Source organism: Synechococcus sp. 60AY4M2 (assembly GCF_002760375.1).
Taxonomy (GTDB): domain Bacteria; phylum Cyanobacteriota; class Cyanobacteriia; order Thermostichales; family Thermostichaceae; genus Thermostichus.
In genome coordinates this window covers 2,735,527-2,751,121 of the sequence record NZ_AUMZ01000001.1, presented here as the reverse complement: position 1 = coordinate 2,751,121, position 15,595 = coordinate 2,735,527, and the positions used below count along the sequence as shown (strand labels likewise).

The following is a 15,595-nucleotide window of genomic DNA, read 5'->3' as shown; positions in this document are numbered from 1 at the left end:
ACAATTTAAATATCCACAAGAGTCGGGAAGTTGAGGAATTGATTAGGGGGACAGGAGCACGAATCCTATACCTGCCTGTGTATGCGCCGGAGTTGAATCCCATTGAGATGATGTGGTCGGTGTTGAAGCATTTTATTCGGCAGCTTTGCAGAATTGGGAAATATAGCATGGAGCAGATAGTGAAGACTTCTTTACTACTGATCAATCCATCCTCCTTCCGAAGTTGGTTTGCTAAGTGCTGCTATTGTACCCCTTGAGCCCTTAACAGACTGTATCGCCGGACGGAGAAGAAGCTGAGGCGGTTGCAAAGGGCCGTATCCCGGAAAAAGAAAGAGTCAAACCGCTACAAGAAAGCGGTAAAGAGGTTGTCCAAAGCGCACCAGAAGGTAGCCAACCAGCGCAAAGATTTTCACTACAAGACGGCAAAGGAGTTGTTAAGTAGGGGGAAGCATATTGCTCATGAGGCGCTTACTATTGGGGGTCTGGCTAGAACCAGACTAGCCAAGTCTATTTATGATGCCAGGTGGGGACAATTCCTGCAAATCCTTAAGGTCAAGGCTGAAAGAGCTGGGCTGTTAACGATTGCAGTGAATCCAAACGGCACAAGTCAAGAGTGTTCCGGGTGTGGTCAGGTGGTTCCCAAAAAACTCCACGAAAGGTGGCACGATTGCCCCTACTGTGGGCTAAGGCTGTCACGGGACCACAACTCGGCAAGGGTAATCAAATCCAGAGCGGTGGGGCATCCTGTTCTTAAAGCTCGGAAAACGTCCTATGCGGTAGCAGGAGTCACCGAGAAGCCCGCCCTCTACCCGTTCGCGTCAGCGGCGCGGAGCGCTTTAGGGTGAGGGACGGGAGTATGTCACGTCAACAAAGCCGGCCCCAACAGGCGGGCCTGGCGTTCTTCCAGTATGCGGCGCAGGCGGGGCCACTGCTGCAGCTCCGGGTCTTGGGCAATGAGCTGCTCGGCCGCCTGGCGGGCCAACTGCAGCACCTCTTGGTCGTCCATGAGGCTGGCCAGGGCAAAGTCGGGCAGCCCCGACTGGCGGGTGCCCATCACCTCCCCAGGGCCGCGGAAGCGCAGGTCCATCTCGGCAATGAAAAAGCCATCGTGGGACTGCTCCAGGACTTTTAGCCGGCGCAGGGCCTCTTCGCTTTGGGATCCCGTCATTAGAATGCAGTAGGCCTGGTCGGATCCCCGCCCCACCCGCCCCCGCAGTTGGTGGAGCTGGGAGAGGCCAAAGCGCTCGGCATGCTCCACCAGCATCACCGAGGCGTTGGGCACATCCACCCCTACTTCCACCACTGTGGTGGAGACGAGGATATCCAGCTCCCGCCGGCGAAAGGCTTCGATGACAGCCTCTTTCTCGCTGCTAGTTAGGCGCCCGTGCAGCAGGCCCACCCGGAACTGGGGGAAGACCTTCTCCTGCAGGCGCTGGTGCTCTTCAATGGCGGACTTGAGATCCAGCTTCTCAGACTCCTCAATCAGGGGCAGCACCACGTAGGCCTGCCGTCCCTGGGCAATTTCCCGCTCCATCAGCCGCACCACCTGCAGGCGATCCCCGGGTCGAGCCACCACCGTATGCACCGGCTTGCGCCCCGGGGGCAACTCGTCAATTTGGGTAACATCCAGATCCCCGTGCAGGGCCAGGGTAAGGGTGCGGGGGATGGGGGTGGCCGTCATGGTCAGGACATCGGGGTGATCCCCTTTCTGTTGCAGGGCAGCCCGCTGTTCGACGCCAAAGCGGTGCTGCTCGTCGATAACCACCAAGCCCAGGTTGCGAAACTGCACCGCCGGCTGGATGAGGGCATGGGTACCAACAACTAGGGGCAGCTCCCCGGTCTGCAACTGCCGCAGGATCTCGCGCCGCTTGGCGGGGGGGGTGGAGCCGGTCAAGAGTTCAACGGGCACTTGCAGTTGGCTCAGCCACTCCACCAGCTTGCGGTAGTGCTGCTCGGCCAAGACCTCGGTGGGGGCCATGAGGGCCGCCTGCCAGCCGGATTGAATCGCCGCCAGCAAGGCCGCCACCGCCACCACAGTTTTGCCGGATCCCACATCCCCCTGCAGCAGGCGGTTCATGGGCAAGGGATCCCGCAGATCCGCCAGGATCTCGTCAATGGCCCGCTGCTGGGCAGCGGTCAGCTGGAAGGGCAGGATTTGGTAGAAGCGGTCCAAGAGCTCTCCTCTGGCCGGCTGGTAGCGAGGTACAGCCTGAGCTTGGGCGCGGTAGCGCTGCCGCCGCTGCAAGAGGCTAAGTTGCAGGTAGAAGAACTCATCGAACACCAGCCGCCGCCGGGCCTGGGCCAGCAGCTCTTGCGTCTTGGGAAAGTGGATCTGCTGCAGGGCAAGGGGCAAGTCCAACAGCTGCAACTGCCGCTTCAGGGGCTCCGGCAAGGGATCCTCCACCAAGGCAGCTGCCGGCAGGGCGAGCTGGACGGCCTTGCGCACCAGATCGGCGGGGATCCCTTCTGAAAGGGGGTAAACGGGTAGAATCTTGCCCAATCTCTCCGGATCCTCGCCCTCTCCCCCCAGCACCTCCAGTTGCGGGTTGTCCAGCGTCAGGCCCAAGCGGCCCTTTTTCACCAGGCCGCTGGCCGCCACCACTGCCCCCTTGGGGTACTGCCGCTCCAGGGCCGCCTGCCAACTGCGCTGGGCAAATTGCCGCCCGCTGTAGAAGCGGCTGAGGGTGACTATGCCGCTTTTGTCGGCAATCTTGAGGTTCAAGATGGTCAGCAAGGGGTTCTTGGGGCTGGTGAAGCAGCTGCAGCTTTTCACCGTCCCCACCAGGGTAACGGTCTCCCCCACCTTGGCCTGGCGGATGAGCACCCGGCGGGAATAGTCCAGGTGATCCCGTGGGAAGTAGTAGAGGGCATCGCGCACAGTGTGCAGGCCCAGTTGTGCCAGCTTCTCCGCCGACTTGGGGCCAATGCCCTTGAGAAATTGCAGCGGCTGCTCCAAGCTGAGGCCCTTGGGCGGGGGCAAAGCAGGGCTGGGTGGGCCAGATTGGGCTTGCTCTTGCTGACGACGCAGCCGATCCAGCCAGCGGCGGGTTTCCGCCACCAGGTGCTGCCGCTCCGCCAGCTCCAACTGGGGGTAGAGGCGATAGCGGGATCCCAGTTCTTTCCACCGCCGTCGCTCCTCTCCATCCAGCGTCCAACCCGCAGGGGGATCCTGGCCAAACACGCTCTGCAAAAACTGGGAGAAGGTCTGCTCTCGCCCCCGCAGGTCGGTAAATCCCAACTCCGCCTCTAGAGAAAGGGCGCGCTGAAGCCGCTGTAGATCCACCTGGCTCAAGTTGCTTCTGGGTCGGCTGCCGGTAGTCTCTCTAATCCAACTTTAGCCAATGGCAAAGAGCCCCAGGCGCGGCCTCTGCGCCTCAACTCAAAAGGGCCTGCTCTGTAGGACAGGCCCAGGGATCCAGAGCAACCTTATTCCAGATGGAAACTAGCTGCGGGCCAAGGCGGATCCCAGGAGCGCGGCCATCACGGCCGGCACCAGGGCAATGGCCAGGATGGTGAAAACTTGCGCGTCGGTCATAGCCAACTCCCTAAAACCCAGTGCTGTGAACCTGCTCCTCACTTTACCCCGGCTGGTGACCAGACCTGGGGCCTAAAAATATTCTTTACAAAGCGGCCTTTGGCTCTGGGTTTGGCCGCTGCGGGATCCCCCAGCCCGGCCCCAATCGTGTTACGATGTTGCTCCGCAACGCTGTCGCGACAGCGGGGCAATTCTGGATCTTTTTCTTTGCAACGTTCGCTCTTGGCGTCACCATGGTAGCCGCTCCGCAAAGCTTGACCACTCCCCGGGACAACCTGGCCATTTTGGCGGAAACGGATCCCGTCGTCTACCGCCTCATCCAGCAGGAGCTCAACCGGCAGCGGGATCACCTGGAGATGATTGCCAGCGAGAACTTCACCTCGCCGGCTGTCCTGGCCGCCCAGGGCTCGGTGCTGACCAACAAGTATGCAGAGGGGCTGCCCGGCAAGCGCTACTACGGCGGCTGCGAGTTTATCGACGAGATCGAACAACTGGCCATCGACCGCGCCAAGCAACTCTTTGGAGCGGCCCACGCCAACGTGCAGCCCCACTCCGGCGCCCAGGCCAATTTTGCCGTTTTCCTGGCCCTGCTGCAGCCGGGAGACACGATCATGGGCATGGATCTGGCCCACGGCGGCCACCTTACCCATGGCTCGCCAGTCAATGTCTCCGGCAAGTGGTTCCGCGTGGTGCACTATGGTGTGGATCCCCAGACGGAGCGGATTGACTTCGACCAGGTGCGGGATCTGGCCCGGCAGCACCGGCCTAAGCTCATTATCTGCGGCTACTCGGCCTATCCGCGGATCATTGACTTTGCCGCTTTCCGCGCCATTGCCGACGAGGTGGGGGCCTATCTAATGGCCGATATCGCCCACATTGCCGGCCTGGTGGCCACCGGCCACCACCCCAACCCGGTACCTATCTGCGATGTGGTCACCACCACCACCCACAAGACGCTGCGGGGGCCACGCGGCGGGCTGATCCTCACCCGCGACCCGGAATTGGGCAAAAAGCTGGACAAGGCGGTGTTCCCCGGCAGCCAAGGGGGGCCTTTGGAGCATGTCATTGCCGGCAAGGCGGTGGCCTTTGGAGAAGCCCTGCAGCCCAGCTTTGCCCAGTACTCAGCCCAGGTCATTGCCAATGCCCAGGCGCTGGCGGCAACGCTGCAGCGGCGGGGCATCCGGCTGGTTTCAGGGGGCACCGACAACCACCTGGTGTTGCTGGATCTGCGCTCGGTCTCGGCAGTGCTGGAGAAAAACGGGGCTGCTGATCCAGTGATGACAGGCAAGCGGGCGGATCGCCTGATGGAAGAGATCCACATTACTGCCAACAAAAACACCATCCCCTTTGACCCGCAGCCGCCCTCTGTGGCCAGCGGCCTGCGCCTGGGATCCCCGGCCTTGACCACCCGCGGCCTGGGGCCGGCAGAATTTGAGGAAATTGGGGAAATTATCGCTGACTGCCTGTTCCAGCCAGGGGATCCGGGTGTGCTCGAAGCCTGTCGCCGGCGAGTGGCCGAGCTCTGCCGCCGTTTTCCGCTCTACCCCCACTTGGGATAACCCCCCTCCTCGCTACGGCTTGCCATGCCTTACTTGGTTGCCTTTTTGGCTGCTGCCTGTGTGGTTCTCTGGGCAACCCCGGTGGTGAAGGCGGTCGGGATCCGCAGCGGCCAGTTGGATTTTCCCGATGAACGCAAGATCCACCGGCAGCCGATGGTGCGCCTAGGGGGGGTCTCTATCTTTTTTGGCAACCTGGTGGCACTACTCTTGCTCTGGGGAGCCGGAGCCTTCGCCGGCTTGCGCACCGAGCAGGAGTACGAGATCTGGGGGGTAACCATTGGCGGCGTTTTGTTTTTTTTGATCGGCCTGGCCGACGATCTGTTCCAGTTGTCGCCCTTTTCCCGCCTGGCGATGCAGTTTGGGGTGGCTGCCGCCGCCTGGGGAGTGGGGGTGCGCATCGAGTTCATTAACCTACCGGGGATCGGCATCTGGCCCTTTCCGGTATGGCTGAGCCTGCTGGTTACCCTGCTGTGGCTGGTGGGGATGGCCAATGCCATCAACTTCATGGACGGCCTGGATGGCTTGGCGGCAGGCGTGTCGGGGATCGCAGCAGTCGTGATGCTGATGGTAACGCTGCTCCTGGATCGGCCGGCGGCGGCCATGCTGGCGGCAGCCTTGGCCGGGGCCTGCCTGGGCTTTTTGCGCTACAACTTCAACCCGGCCCAGATCTTCATGGGAGATGGGGGAGCCTACTTTCTGGGCTTTACCCTGGCCGGGATCGGGGTCATTGGGGTGGCCAAGGGGGTAACCACGCTGGCGGTGGCCCTGCCGTTTTTTATCCTGGCCGTGCCGATTTTGGATATGTCTGCCGTGATCCTCAAGCGGCTGGCTAGAGGCAAGTCCCCCTTTCATCCCGACAAGGGCCACTTGCACCATCGCCTGCTCAAAGCCGGCCTGTCGCAGCGGCATTCAGTACTCTTGATCTACGCCATGACCCTCTGGGGGGGATCCCTGGCCTTGGCCCTGGCCGGCCTGCCGGCAGGGGGTACCTATCTGGGCGGGGCCTCGCTGCTGTTGGCGGGAGTAAGCTGGGGGGCCTGGCAACGCCACCGTCAGCGGCAACGGTCTTTGGCTGCTGAAGATACCCAGGTTCAAGCAACAGATTCAGTTAATTCAAAAAAGGATTAAGCCTGGGTTGTTCCCAGCCGCCCGCCTGCCTAGACTGGAAGGGATCTCCTCTGCCGCCTTGATGATGCGTCCTACACCGGAGCTGGCGGCCCTTTTGCGCCGCACCGCCGATCGCTTGCAGGCCCAGCACTGGGGCTTTTGGGATCGCGAGTACTGCTGGCGGGATAGTACCCGCTGCAATTGCGGCCTGCTGGTGCGAGAAGCTCTGGGCTGGAATCAGCAGCAGCTTAGCCTACACATCCACCGCGGCACTTGGCGCACCATTGCCCAAACAGCCTATCGCACCGCTGCCTTTGTCCTGAGGGATCCCTGGCAAGCCCGGTGCCAGGCCACGGGCCTGCGGCTGGGGTATGTGTTTGAGAAGATGGCAGAGTTGGGGTTTGACCGGCCAGAGGACTTTGCTGCCCTGGAAGAGCTCAGCGATCCGGTTATCCTGGCCCGCCTCGCCGAAAAGGGGGTGGAGCCAGTGCGGCGCGACCACGCCCTCCATGTGGCCCTCTACATGCGGGAGCTGGCCGACTGGATTGAGGAGCAGCTGCAGGCCCAGGCTCAGCTCAGCCACTTGACCCAACCCCTGCCCAAAGCTAAAGCAACAGAGGTGGCCGTCCGCCAGCCGCTGCGCCTGCGGTGAGGTGTGGATCCCCTAGTTGGATTCGTCCACCATCACCACATGGGTGGGGATCTCAGGGGGCAGGAGCTTGCGGCCCGACAAGAAAGCCAGCTCAATTAGAAAGGCAAACCCTCCCACCTCAGCGCCGCTCTGGGCCACCAACTGAGCGGTGGCGGCAGCAGTGCCCCCGGTGGCGATGACATCATCCACGATCACCACCCGGTCGCCGGGGCGCAGGGCGTGGGCATGGAGTTGCAGCTGGTCTTGGCCGTACTCTAGACTATAGCTTTGGCTAAGCACCGGCGGTGGCAACTTGCCGGGTTTGCGAACCGGGACAAATCCCAACCCCAAATGCTGAGCCAAAGCAGCCCCCAGAATAAACCCCCGCGACTCAATGCCCACCACATAGTCCAGGGATCCCATAGTGGCAGTACCGGCAGCCAACTGTTCAATTGCCGCCCGAAAGCCTGCTGGATCCCGCAGCAGGGGGGTTATGTCGCGAAAGAGGATCCCGGGTTTGGGAAAATCGGGCACCAAGCGGATGAAGGCGCGCAAATCCATCCTGTTTTCCTCGCTGGCCAGTGGCTTGCCGAAAGAACGCAACCCATCATACCCACTTAGCTTAAGGGCAGATGGAATGCCTTTTTGTCCGTTCGGCAGCGGGGAAGATTTTTTATAATTAGCAGGGCTGGGAGCCGCGGCTTACCTGGTCTTTCTGTTTGTGACTCGGAGATTTCTCATGCGCTACTACATGGCCATCGACTCCAATCCCCTGGCAAGTTTGCCGCTGGCTCTGTTTGGGGTGGGCAGCGAGTCGGCATACGTCGATCTGCTGCAGGACAAGTTAATGGTGCGGGTGGGCAACTTGTTCAACGAAACCTTTTCTCTAAGCGAGTTGGGACGAGGGGAGCGCTTCTCCTGGCCCTGGTTCTACGGCCTGGGTGTGCGCACCGATTTCCAGGGGTTGGTGGGCGCGGTAACCAGCACCCAGGGGGTGGTTGCCATTCCGTTGCTGCAGGAAAAGACCCTCTTCATCCCTCTGCTGGGGCCGCTGGGGCTGCAAGTACCCTGCAAAAAGCTGGTCTTCAGCCTCAAGGATCCGGATACCTTTTTGGCCAATTTCAACCAGGGGCGCCCCGAGGTGAACGGCGCGCCCAAGAATGTGGTGATTGAGTAGCCAGGGCCAGCTATTTTGACAAGACCAGCACCTCAGTGACGGAGCCGCGCTTGCGGCCGTGGCAGTTGATGGCGCGGCTGTCTCCTTCTCGCTACGCCAAAGGTCAGCTGGCCGCAGTCCCCTAGTTTTGATCCTCTTCCAGCAGCTCTTCCAGCACCTCGATCCAATGCTCCAGTTCCTCCAACCCCTGCAACACTGCCTCTGGGTCGCTTAGCTCCACCTGGAGCAGCTGGGCCGATTCTGCCCAGCTTAGGGATCCGGGCGGGCTGGCCAGCCAATTCAGGTAGCTGGGCAAAAAGGTCCGCGGAGACAGATGATACTGGCGGTAACAGGCCAGGGCAACCAGGCTGGCCAAGCTGACCTGAGGGGCGCTGAAGGGGCGCAGAAACAGCTCCGGCATCCCCACCCAGCGGAACTGCTCTTCCGGCAACAGCTCCACCGCATCGCCGCACAGCTCCTGGCTCAGCTTCAGCCACTCTTCGCCGACCCAGTAGGTAGGGCCAGCCTCGGATGGGGCCAGTGGAGCGGTGTCGCCTTGCGAGATCTCCGACCGGTAGAGGAGCAGCTCCAGCCGCGCAATCAAGCTCTGGTAGAACACGGCTTGCAACTGCGCCTCCAGGTGGTGAATCAACAGGGCCTGGGCCAAGGTAAGGCTGCCGGAGCGCAAGGCCTCCGGCCCGCTTCCCCGATCGCGGAGACGAGGTGGCGCCGGCGTGCCCCGCGCCCCCTCCAGCAGGTAGTCGAGCAGCATCTGCTGTAAAAACGCGGTGTGCACCCGAATTTCCCAGGAGGGCTGGACAGTTCCTTGCAGCTCCTCCAGATCCAGCCAAACCCGAGGCCCCTCAGGCCGGAGCCGCCGGCTGAGGGCTTCAAGGGCTTGCAGCAGCAAGGCGAGGGGTTCACCCCCTAACGATGGCGTCTCTGGCTTGCCGGCGGGTGCTTCCAAGTTGGAGCGGATTTCCGGTAACCAGGGTTTGGCCTGGGCTGCACAGTCGGGGCAGAACTCTTGCAGGGCCGCCCAGACCAGGGAGGTAGCCTCGGCGGCGGTGAGGGGAGGAGCCGGATCCCCCCAGGGCGCATAGAGGTCGCAGGTACGGATGGAACGGCCCAGGGCGCGGCTTTTTAGGCGGTAGTAGCGCTGGAACAGGTCGAAGCGATCGCGGATCCCGTCCAGCAGCTGCTCCCAAAAGGGCTGGCCGAGGCCATGGCGAGCCAGGTAAAGCTCGGCGGCAGAATCGTAGCCCCGCCACTGGGCTTCCCAGAGGTGGTCGCGGATGAGGACGCTGAGAATAAATCCCCCTAGCTCTGCATGGGCTTCTAGGTGTTGGCCCAACCGCTGGTAGGCCGCCCAGCGGATCTCAGCGCTGGGGTGGGTTTGCAGGCTCTGCAGGTGGGCAAGGGTTTCAGTCGACTGCTGTTGGGGGAGAGCGGGGGAGCTAAGGGTGACTTGCCACAACTGCCGCCAGGCCAAGCGTCCGGCCAGGCGCTGCTGGTGGAGTAGACGTTCCAGAGGCTCCGCCTGCTGGTGACCTCGCTGCTGGAGGAGGCCACACAGAAACTGGCGAAAGGGGCGCAGCCCTGGATCGGCACAGGCAGCAGCCAAAAGATCCAAGCGCCGCTCCTCTGGCTCGGGCGGCAACTCGGCGGCAGGCTCGTCGGGAGAGACAGCCAACAGGGACTGCAGCTCCAGGGGGAAAAAGAGCAAGTGGCTTTGCAGGGAGATAGCCCGTTCCAGATCCCGCCAGCTTGGGGCCTGAACAGGGGTAGCCGGGATCCCTTCCCTGCCCTCTGCAAGGTGAGCTGCCAGGGCTTGTGTTAGCTGCAACAAGACTTGCAGCGCCTTTCCCAGCTCTGGTGGGCTGAGCTGGGCCACTTGCCCTCGGTAGCAGCGGGCAAACTGCTGTACCTGCTCTTCCAGCTCATCCCACGCTGGGATGGGCTCTTCCCCGGGGCCAGAAAAATGGTCAAAGGGAGGGTCGGAAGTAGGAAAGACCACTGGGATAGCCTCCTAGCGATGAGGGCCCTCCCTCCATTGCCTTGTCGGCTGAGGGGAGTGCCCCCTTTTGAGGGGCAGGGAAAGCCTGAAACGATTGTGACATTCTCCCCAAGCCCCTGCAGCCAGAGCGCAGGGATCCCTGGCCAGGGCAGAGGCCAAAACTTCTGCCAGGATTAAGCTAAAGACTTTCCTCGGGGAGGCAACTGGAGTGTTTGCTCAGGTCACTGCTGCTGCCCTGGTGGGACTCAAGGCCGTGGGGGTCACGGTAGAGGTGGATGTGGGCGGTGGCTTGCCCCAGATTACCCTGGTGGGGCTGCCCGATACAGCCGTTCAGGAGGCCAAAGAGCGGGTACGGGCGGCCATCAAGAACTCCGGCTTTGCCCTGCCCCAGCGGCGGATCATCGTCAACTTGGCCCCCGCCGATCTGCGCAAAGAGGGCCCCAGCTTCGATCTGCCCATTGCCATCGGCATCCTGGCAGCCGCAGGAGTAGTTGAGCGGGAAGCGCTGGCCAACACCCTGCTGCTGGGGGAATTGGCCCTGGATGGCACCCTGCGTCCTGTGGCGGGAGTTTTGCCCATCGCCGCCAGCGCCGCCGAGATGGGGATCCGCCGCCTGGTGGTGCCCCGAGAAAACGGCCCGGAAGGGGCGCTGGTGCAAGGGATCCAGGTGTATGGGCTGCCCTCTTTGGCGGCAGTGGTGAGCTGGCTGCAAAACCCCCAGGGAGTTGAGCCGGTGCGGATCCAGCGGGAGCAGATGCTGCCCACCGAAACGGAACCCCTGCTGGATTTGGCCGATGTCAAGGGGCAAGAGCACGCCCGACGGGCCCTGGAGATCGCGGCGGCCGGCGGCCACAACCTGTTGCTGGTGGGCAGCCCGGGAGCGGGCAAGACCATGCTGGCGCGTCGTCTGCCCGGCATTTTGCCGCGGCTGCAGTGGGAAGAGATGTTGGAAATTACCCGCATCTACTCGGCAGCCGGCCTGTTGCGGCAAAATCTCCACCTGGGGCGCCAGACTCCCCTGATTACGCAGCGGCCCTTTCGGGCTCCCCACCACTCGGCTTCGGCGGTGGCGCTGGTGGGTGGTGGCCCCTACCCCAAGCCTGGCGAGATCTCCCTTGCTCACCACGGTGTCCTGTACCTGGATGAACTGACGGAATTCCGGCGGGAGGTGTTGGAGGTGCTGCGCCAGCCTTTGGAAGATGGCAAGGTCACCATCTCCCGCGCCCGCGTTTCTCTGGAGTTTCCCGCCCAAACCACCCTGGTGGCCTCCACCAACCCTTGCCCCTGCGGTTTCTATGGAGATCCCGTTCAGCCCTGCACCTGTACGCCGCAGCAGCGGGAGCGCTACTGGTCCAAGCTCTCCGGGCCGCTGTTGGATCGCATCGACTTGCAGGTGCGGGTCAACCGCCTCAAGCCAGAAGAAATTGTCCGCCTCCAGGGCGGCGAATCTTCCCAAGCGGTGCGGCAGCGGGTGGAACAGGCGCGGCAGCGCCAACGGCAGCGCTTCCAAAACGAGCCAGGGATCCACTGCAACGCCCAGATGCAACCCCGCCACCTGCGGCAGTGGTGTGCCCTGTCCGAGCCCTGTCGCAAACTCTTGGAGAGCGCCATCCAAAAGCTGGGCCTGTCTGCGCGGGGGAGCGACCGCATCCTCAAGGTGGCCCGCACCATCGCCGACCTGGAGGGTGCCGAGGCCATCGCCCCCACCCACCTCGCCGAGGCCATCCAGTATCGCAGCCTGGATCGCGGGCGGCCCTGAGCCCTCACCCCCGGCCCCTCTCCCAGAGGGAGTGATTCCCTCACCCCCGGCCCCTCTCCCAGAGGGAGAGGGGAGTATGGTATGGGATTGGCCTGCTTTAAGCCAAGGGGAGCGAGGCGGGGGAGGGAGCAATCTGCCCCTGGTGCACTTGCAGGATTTGCGCCCCTTGGAGCCAAGCGGCGTCGAAGGATCCCAGGTGGGTGGTGGTAACCAAAGTCTGCACCCGTTCTTGAATCGCCTCCAAGAGCTGGTTTTGGCGGTGCAGATCCAGCTCTGCCAGCACGTCGTCCAGCAGCAGCAGGGGCGGATCCCCCTTCACCTGCTCGATCAGTTCCAGCTCCGCCAATTTGAGGGCCAAGACCAAGGTGCGCTGCTGCCCCTGGGATCCATAGGCGCGGGCGGCAACTCCGTCGATGCCCAGCTCCACCTCGTCTCGGTGGGGGCCAACCAGAGAGGTGCCCAGGGCCTGTTCGGCAGCAGCCTTGGCGCGGATCGCGGCCAAAAATTGGGCTTGAACCACCTTGGGATCGGCCTGGGGATCCGGCAGGGGCACCTGCGGGCGGTAGGTGAGGCTGAGGGTCTCCCGTCCGCCGCTGATGGCCTGGTGCCAGCGGGCGGCCAGGGGTTCTAGCCGCTGCAACAGCCGGGCGCGGCGGCGCAGGATGCGGCTGCCAAGGGTGGCCAGTTGCGCGTCCCAAAAGGCCATCTGAGGTACTTTGTCGCCCGCAGCCAAGGGATCCTGCTTCAAGAGGGCATTGCGCTGCTTGAGGATCTGACGATACTGCTCCACCAGGCCCAGGTAAGCCGGCTCCAGTTGAAGCAACACCCCGTCCAGCCAGGTGCGCCGCGCTTCTGGAGCTCCCCGCACCAGCTCCAGATCCAGGCTGGAGAACACCACGGCACTCACCTGCCCCAAAAAGTCCGATTGTCGCCGTAGCCCCTGGCCGTTAACCCTTAGGGATCGCCCCCCTTGGCTGCGCAGCTCCATCGCCAGCTCGTGGGCCACCCCCAGCCGCTCCACCGTGGCGGCGATCCGGGCCTTCTCTGCCCCCTGCTGCACCAACTCCCGATCCCGACCGGCCCGCCGCGAGCGCAGGGTGGCCAAGAGCTCCACCGCCTCCAAGAGGTTGGTCTTGCCCTGGGCGTTCTCCCCCACCAGGATGGTCTTGGGCGCCTCGAAGGAGATCTTTTGATCCCGGTAGTTGCGAAAGTGCCACAGGTGCAGAAAACGCAGGTACACTCGACAGCCGTGCGCTCTTGGCTCTGGATTTCTGGGCAGAAGAACAGCCCCCGCGGCGGGGGCTTTTACTCTAACGCAACTGCCTCGGGGTCAGCAGACCCACTCAGAAGCTGCTCAGGGATCCCAGACCGCTCAGGCGCTCAGCCGCCAACAGGTGCAAGGCGGCGCGGGCCGAGTGGAAGGCGGCTTTGCTGCGGCTGTAGTCGGCGAAGGTGTAGCTAGCGGGATCGGCATTGACCCTGCCCAACAACTGTTGGGCTTGCTGCTGCAGCTCGGCTACAGGGCCGGAGGTGATGTTGGCGAAGGTCATCTCCGCTTGCAACCGGCTGAGGGACTCTTGGGCGCGGAGGGGGGCTTCGAAGAAGGAACGGCCAGGAGGGCCCCCAAAGCCTAGCTCCGCTTCGTACAGAGCTTTGGCGGCTTTGGCCAGGTTTTCCGCCGCCTTGGCCTGCTCGCGGGCGGCAAAGACATTCCCCCCTTGCAGAGCCTTCTGGGCCTCGGCAAAGCTCTGGCGGCTCAGCTCCAGAAGACGGGCCGCTTCCGGAGAGGATCCCCGCTGGGCGAAGAAGCTGGCTTCCGCCAGGTCCCGCTGCGCTTTGGCCAGGTCGTGGTTGACTCGCTCCAGCTCCCGCGGGCTCTGCCAACTCGGCTGCATTGGCACGGGGGCTGCAGTTCCAGGAGCCGAGGGCCGGCCCCGCTGGGCTTGCGCCGGGGATCCCAGCACCAGGGGAGTGAGGAGCACCAAAATCGGTAGGGAACAGCCGAGGGTACGGGTGAAGGAAGCACGCATCGTCATGGTTACAAACTCCAATCGACAGGACAAGCCGGTTTGGGGTTGGCCCGTTCGCGCTCTTTGGGCGGAGTTCTGGGGGCTTTCCCTTGCGGCTTATCTTGAGAATGGCGAAAGAAAATGACGTGAAGATGACAAGGGCAGCTCCACCGTAAACACCGACCCCTCCCCCACCCGGCTGGCCACCCGCAGGGATCCCCGATGGGCGGTAACGATCTGGTGGGCCAAGGCCAGGCCCAGCCCAAATCCCCCCGTATGGCGGGCGCGGGCCGTGTCCACCCGGTAAAACCGCTCGCACAGGTGGGGCAGGTGCTCAGGAGGGATGCCGATGCCTGTATCCTTCACGTGGATGCTAACCCATGGATGCTAACCCAGGGAGGCCGGCTTTCCAGGCTCACCTGCACCGTGCCGCCGGCGGGGGTGTACTGCAGGGCATTGCGCAGCAGGTTTTCCACCGCCTGCCGCAGCAGGGCCGCCTCCCCCCGCACCAGCCATTTCCCGGCAGGCCCCGGCAGGTCGCATTGCCAGCGCAGCCCCAGGGACTCCGCTTGGGGCTGGTATTGTTCGCCCAGCTCCTGCACCAGCTCCCGCAAGTCCACCAGGGGCAGATCCTCCAAAGGCAGGGATCCCTGCTGGCGGGCCAACTGCAGCAGCGTATCGATTAACTCACTGAGGCGGCGGGCGCTGCTCACCACCTTTTCTAGGCGGGGCTGCGCTTCTTCCGGGGCAAGCAGAGCCATCTGGGCATTGCTCATCAGGGCGGCCAGGGGGGCGCGCAACTCGTGGGAAGCATCGGCGGTAAAGCGCTGCAACTGCTCGTAGGAGCGGCGAATCGGCTGCATGGCCACCCCCCCAAAAACCCAGCCTGCTCCGCCGATCAACCCCAGCGTCAGCGGGATCCCGATCCCCAACCCCCAGCGCAGACGGCCCAAGCTCAGTTGCAGCGGCTCCAGCGGCACCGCCAGTTGCAAGTAGCCCAGGATCTGATCCCCCTGTTGCACCGGTAGGGTGAGCTGGCGCAGCAGCCTGCCCTCTTCCGCCGCTACCGTCTCAAACCCCAAAGACAGGTGGTGGGGAGGGCTATCTAAGGCAAACCACTTCAGAGGGGGAGGGGATCCCGTGTATTGGCGCAGGGATCCCAGCGGCTCTGCCCCACCGGGATTGGCGGCATCGAACCAGCGCACATAGGCCAGGTGATGCTCAAGGGGCTGGGTTTTGCCGCCCAGAAAAGGCACCTCGTTCAAGACCAGCCGCCACTGCCCCTGGCGCAGCTCGTACTTGATGGCCGCCGCCATGATTCGGGCCTGAACCTGCAGTTCCTCGTCAAAAGCCTGCAATTGGTTCTCCGCTTGCAGGCGGTAGAAGAAAGCAGCAAACACCACCAGGATCCCGCCCATCACGCCGGCAAAGCTGCGGGCCAAGCGACGGCGGCTGTGGTGAAACAATTCCGCCTCTTTTGTCGCGGCCTTCTGGCTCAGGTGCTGCTGAAAAGTTGGCCTCAGAGAAACCCAGTCCCAGCCCAGCCGCGGGAGAGAATGCTTTGGCCCGGCTCTTTTGGCCTTCATGCCACCTCTAGGGAACTGCTTCTATGGGTCTGCTTCCGGGGAGGGGATGCGCAGCCGGTACCCCTGGCCGTACACCGACTCCAGCCAATCCTGGGCCTCCACCTCCTTTAACCGTAACCGCAACCGCCGCACCAGCGCCGCCACGGCATTGCTTTCCGGCTCACAGCCTCACTCCCACACCGCCTGCTCGATCTGGCCCCGACTGAGCACCTGGTGGGGGTGGCGCATCAGGTACT

16 protein-coding genes are annotated in these 15,595 nt (G+C 63.2%); 7 read left to right on the top strand and 9 right to left on the bottom strand.

Features of this window, described 5'->3' with window-relative positions; all coding sequences use genetic code 11:
- Both SYN60AY4M2_RS12040 and SYN60AY4M2_RS12035 read left to right on the top strand, forming a co-directional pair.
- The coding region (locus SYN60AY4M2_RS12040; protein ID WP_206336850.1) for a transposase at nt 1-257 on the top strand (257 nt) is incomplete at its 5' end.
- 12 nt (nt 258-269) lie between these two features.
- Nucleotides 270-845: a transposase gene (locus SYN60AY4M2_RS12035; RefSeq protein ID WP_276307374.1), complete on the top strand. Its 576-nt coding sequence runs from the start codon at nt 270-272 to the stop codon at nt 843-845.
- Between the two features lie 14 nt (nt 846-859).
- On the opposite strand, the gene recG is transcribed toward SYN60AY4M2_RS12035, so the two are convergent.
- Entirely contained in the window at nt 860-3,283 is a 2,424-nt protein-coding gene (recG, locus tag SYN60AY4M2_RS12030) for an ATP-dependent DNA helicase RecG (protein ID WP_099813349.1), read from the bottom strand.
- 159 nt (nt 3,284-3,442) lie between these two features.
- Entirely contained in the window at nt 3,443-3,535 is a 93-nt protein-coding gene (gene psaM, locus SYN60AY4M2_RS12025; RefSeq protein ID WP_041438450.1) for a photosystem I reaction center subunit XII, read from the bottom strand.
- A 233-nt stretch (nt 3,536-3,768) separates the two neighbouring features.
- On the opposite strand from psaM, the gene glyA reads away from it, so the two are divergent.
- Genes glyA through SYN60AY4M2_RS12010 form a run of 3 tightly spaced genes read left to right on the top strand, consistent with a single transcriptional unit; the run spans nt 3,769 to nt 6,853 of the window.
- Nucleotides 3,769-5,094 (top strand): serine hydroxymethyltransferase, encoded by a 1,326-nt coding sequence (glyA, locus tag SYN60AY4M2_RS12020; RefSeq protein ID WP_049749769.1) that lies wholly within the window; start codon nt 3,769-3,771, stop codon nt 5,092-5,094.
- Between the two features lie 24 nt (nt 5,095-5,118).
- Nucleotides 5,119-6,222: an MraY family glycosyltransferase gene (locus SYN60AY4M2_RS12015; protein WP_240527843.1), complete on the top strand. Its 1,104-nt coding sequence runs from the start codon at nt 5,119-5,121 to the stop codon at nt 6,220-6,222.
- Nucleotides 6,223-6,229: 7 nt separating this feature from the next.
- On the top strand, nt 6,230-6,853 hold the full coding sequence (locus tag SYN60AY4M2_RS12010; RefSeq protein ID WP_011430833.1) for a hypothetical protein: 624 nt from the start codon (nt 6,230-6,232) through the stop codon (nt 6,851-6,853).
- Between the two features lie 12 nt (nt 6,854-6,865).
- Here the strand turns inward: SYN60AY4M2_RS12010 and SYN60AY4M2_RS12005 are convergent, their stop codons facing one another.
- Nucleotides 6,866-7,393 (bottom strand): adenine phosphoribosyltransferase, encoded by a 528-nt coding sequence (locus SYN60AY4M2_RS12005; protein ID WP_011430834.1) that lies wholly within the window; start codon nt 7,391-7,393, stop codon nt 6,866-6,868.
- A 178-nt stretch (nt 7,394-7,571) separates the two neighbouring features.
- Between SYN60AY4M2_RS12005 and SYN60AY4M2_RS12000 the strand changes: the two genes are divergently transcribed.
- Nucleotides 7,572-8,009, top strand: a complete 438-nt coding sequence (locus SYN60AY4M2_RS12000; RefSeq protein WP_011430835.1) for a hypothetical protein — start codon at nt 7,572-7,574, stop codon at nt 8,007-8,009.
- A 121-nt stretch (nt 8,010-8,130) separates the two neighbouring features.
- Here the strand turns inward: SYN60AY4M2_RS12000 and SYN60AY4M2_RS11995 are convergent, their stop codons facing one another.
- Nucleotides 8,131-10,005: a peptidase M3 gene (locus SYN60AY4M2_RS11995; RefSeq protein WP_099813020.1), complete on the bottom strand. Its 1,875-nt coding sequence runs from the start codon at nt 10,003-10,005 to the stop codon at nt 8,131-8,133.
- A 208-nt stretch (nt 10,006-10,213) separates the two neighbouring features.
- On the opposite strand from SYN60AY4M2_RS11995, the gene SYN60AY4M2_RS11990 reads away from it, so the two are divergent.
- On the top strand, nt 10,214-11,764 hold the full coding sequence (locus tag SYN60AY4M2_RS11990; RefSeq protein ID WP_011430837.1) for a YifB family Mg chelatase-like AAA ATPase: 1,551 nt from the start codon (nt 10,214-10,216) through the stop codon (nt 11,762-11,764).
- Between the two features lie 97 nt (nt 11,765-11,861).
- Here the strand turns inward: SYN60AY4M2_RS11990 and recF are convergent, their stop codons facing one another.
- From recF to SYN60AY4M2_RS14550, 5 genes are all read right to left on the bottom strand, one after another.
- Entirely contained in the window at nt 11,862-13,004 is a 1,143-nt protein-coding gene (gene recF, locus SYN60AY4M2_RS11985; protein ID WP_011430838.1) for a DNA replication/repair protein RecF, read from the bottom strand.
- A gap of 103 nt (nt 13,005-13,107) precedes the next feature.
- Entirely contained in the window at nt 13,108-13,800 is a 693-nt protein-coding gene (locus tag SYN60AY4M2_RS11980; RefSeq protein ID WP_099813019.1) for a DNA-binding protein, read from the bottom strand.
- A 90-nt stretch (nt 13,801-13,890) separates the two neighbouring features.
- On the bottom strand, nt 13,891-14,139 hold the full coding sequence (locus SYN60AY4M2_RS14255; protein ID WP_168175111.1) for an ATP-binding protein: 249 nt from the start codon (nt 14,137-14,139) through the stop codon (nt 13,891-13,893).
- Nucleotides 14,136-15,359: a HAMP domain-containing sensor histidine kinase gene (locus SYN60AY4M2_RS11975; protein ID WP_206336921.1), complete on the bottom strand. Its 1,224-nt coding sequence runs from the start codon at nt 15,357-15,359 to the stop codon at nt 14,136-14,138. The genes SYN60AY4M2_RS14255 and SYN60AY4M2_RS11975 overlap by 4 nt, the downstream gene beginning before the upstream one ends.
- Nucleotides 15,360-15,380: 21 nt before the next feature.
- Entirely contained in the window at nt 15,381-15,491 is a 111-nt protein-coding gene (locus SYN60AY4M2_RS14550; protein ID WP_240527894.1) for a helix-turn-helix domain-containing protein, read from the bottom strand.
- Between the last annotated feature and the right edge of the window lie 104 nt (nt 15,492-15,595).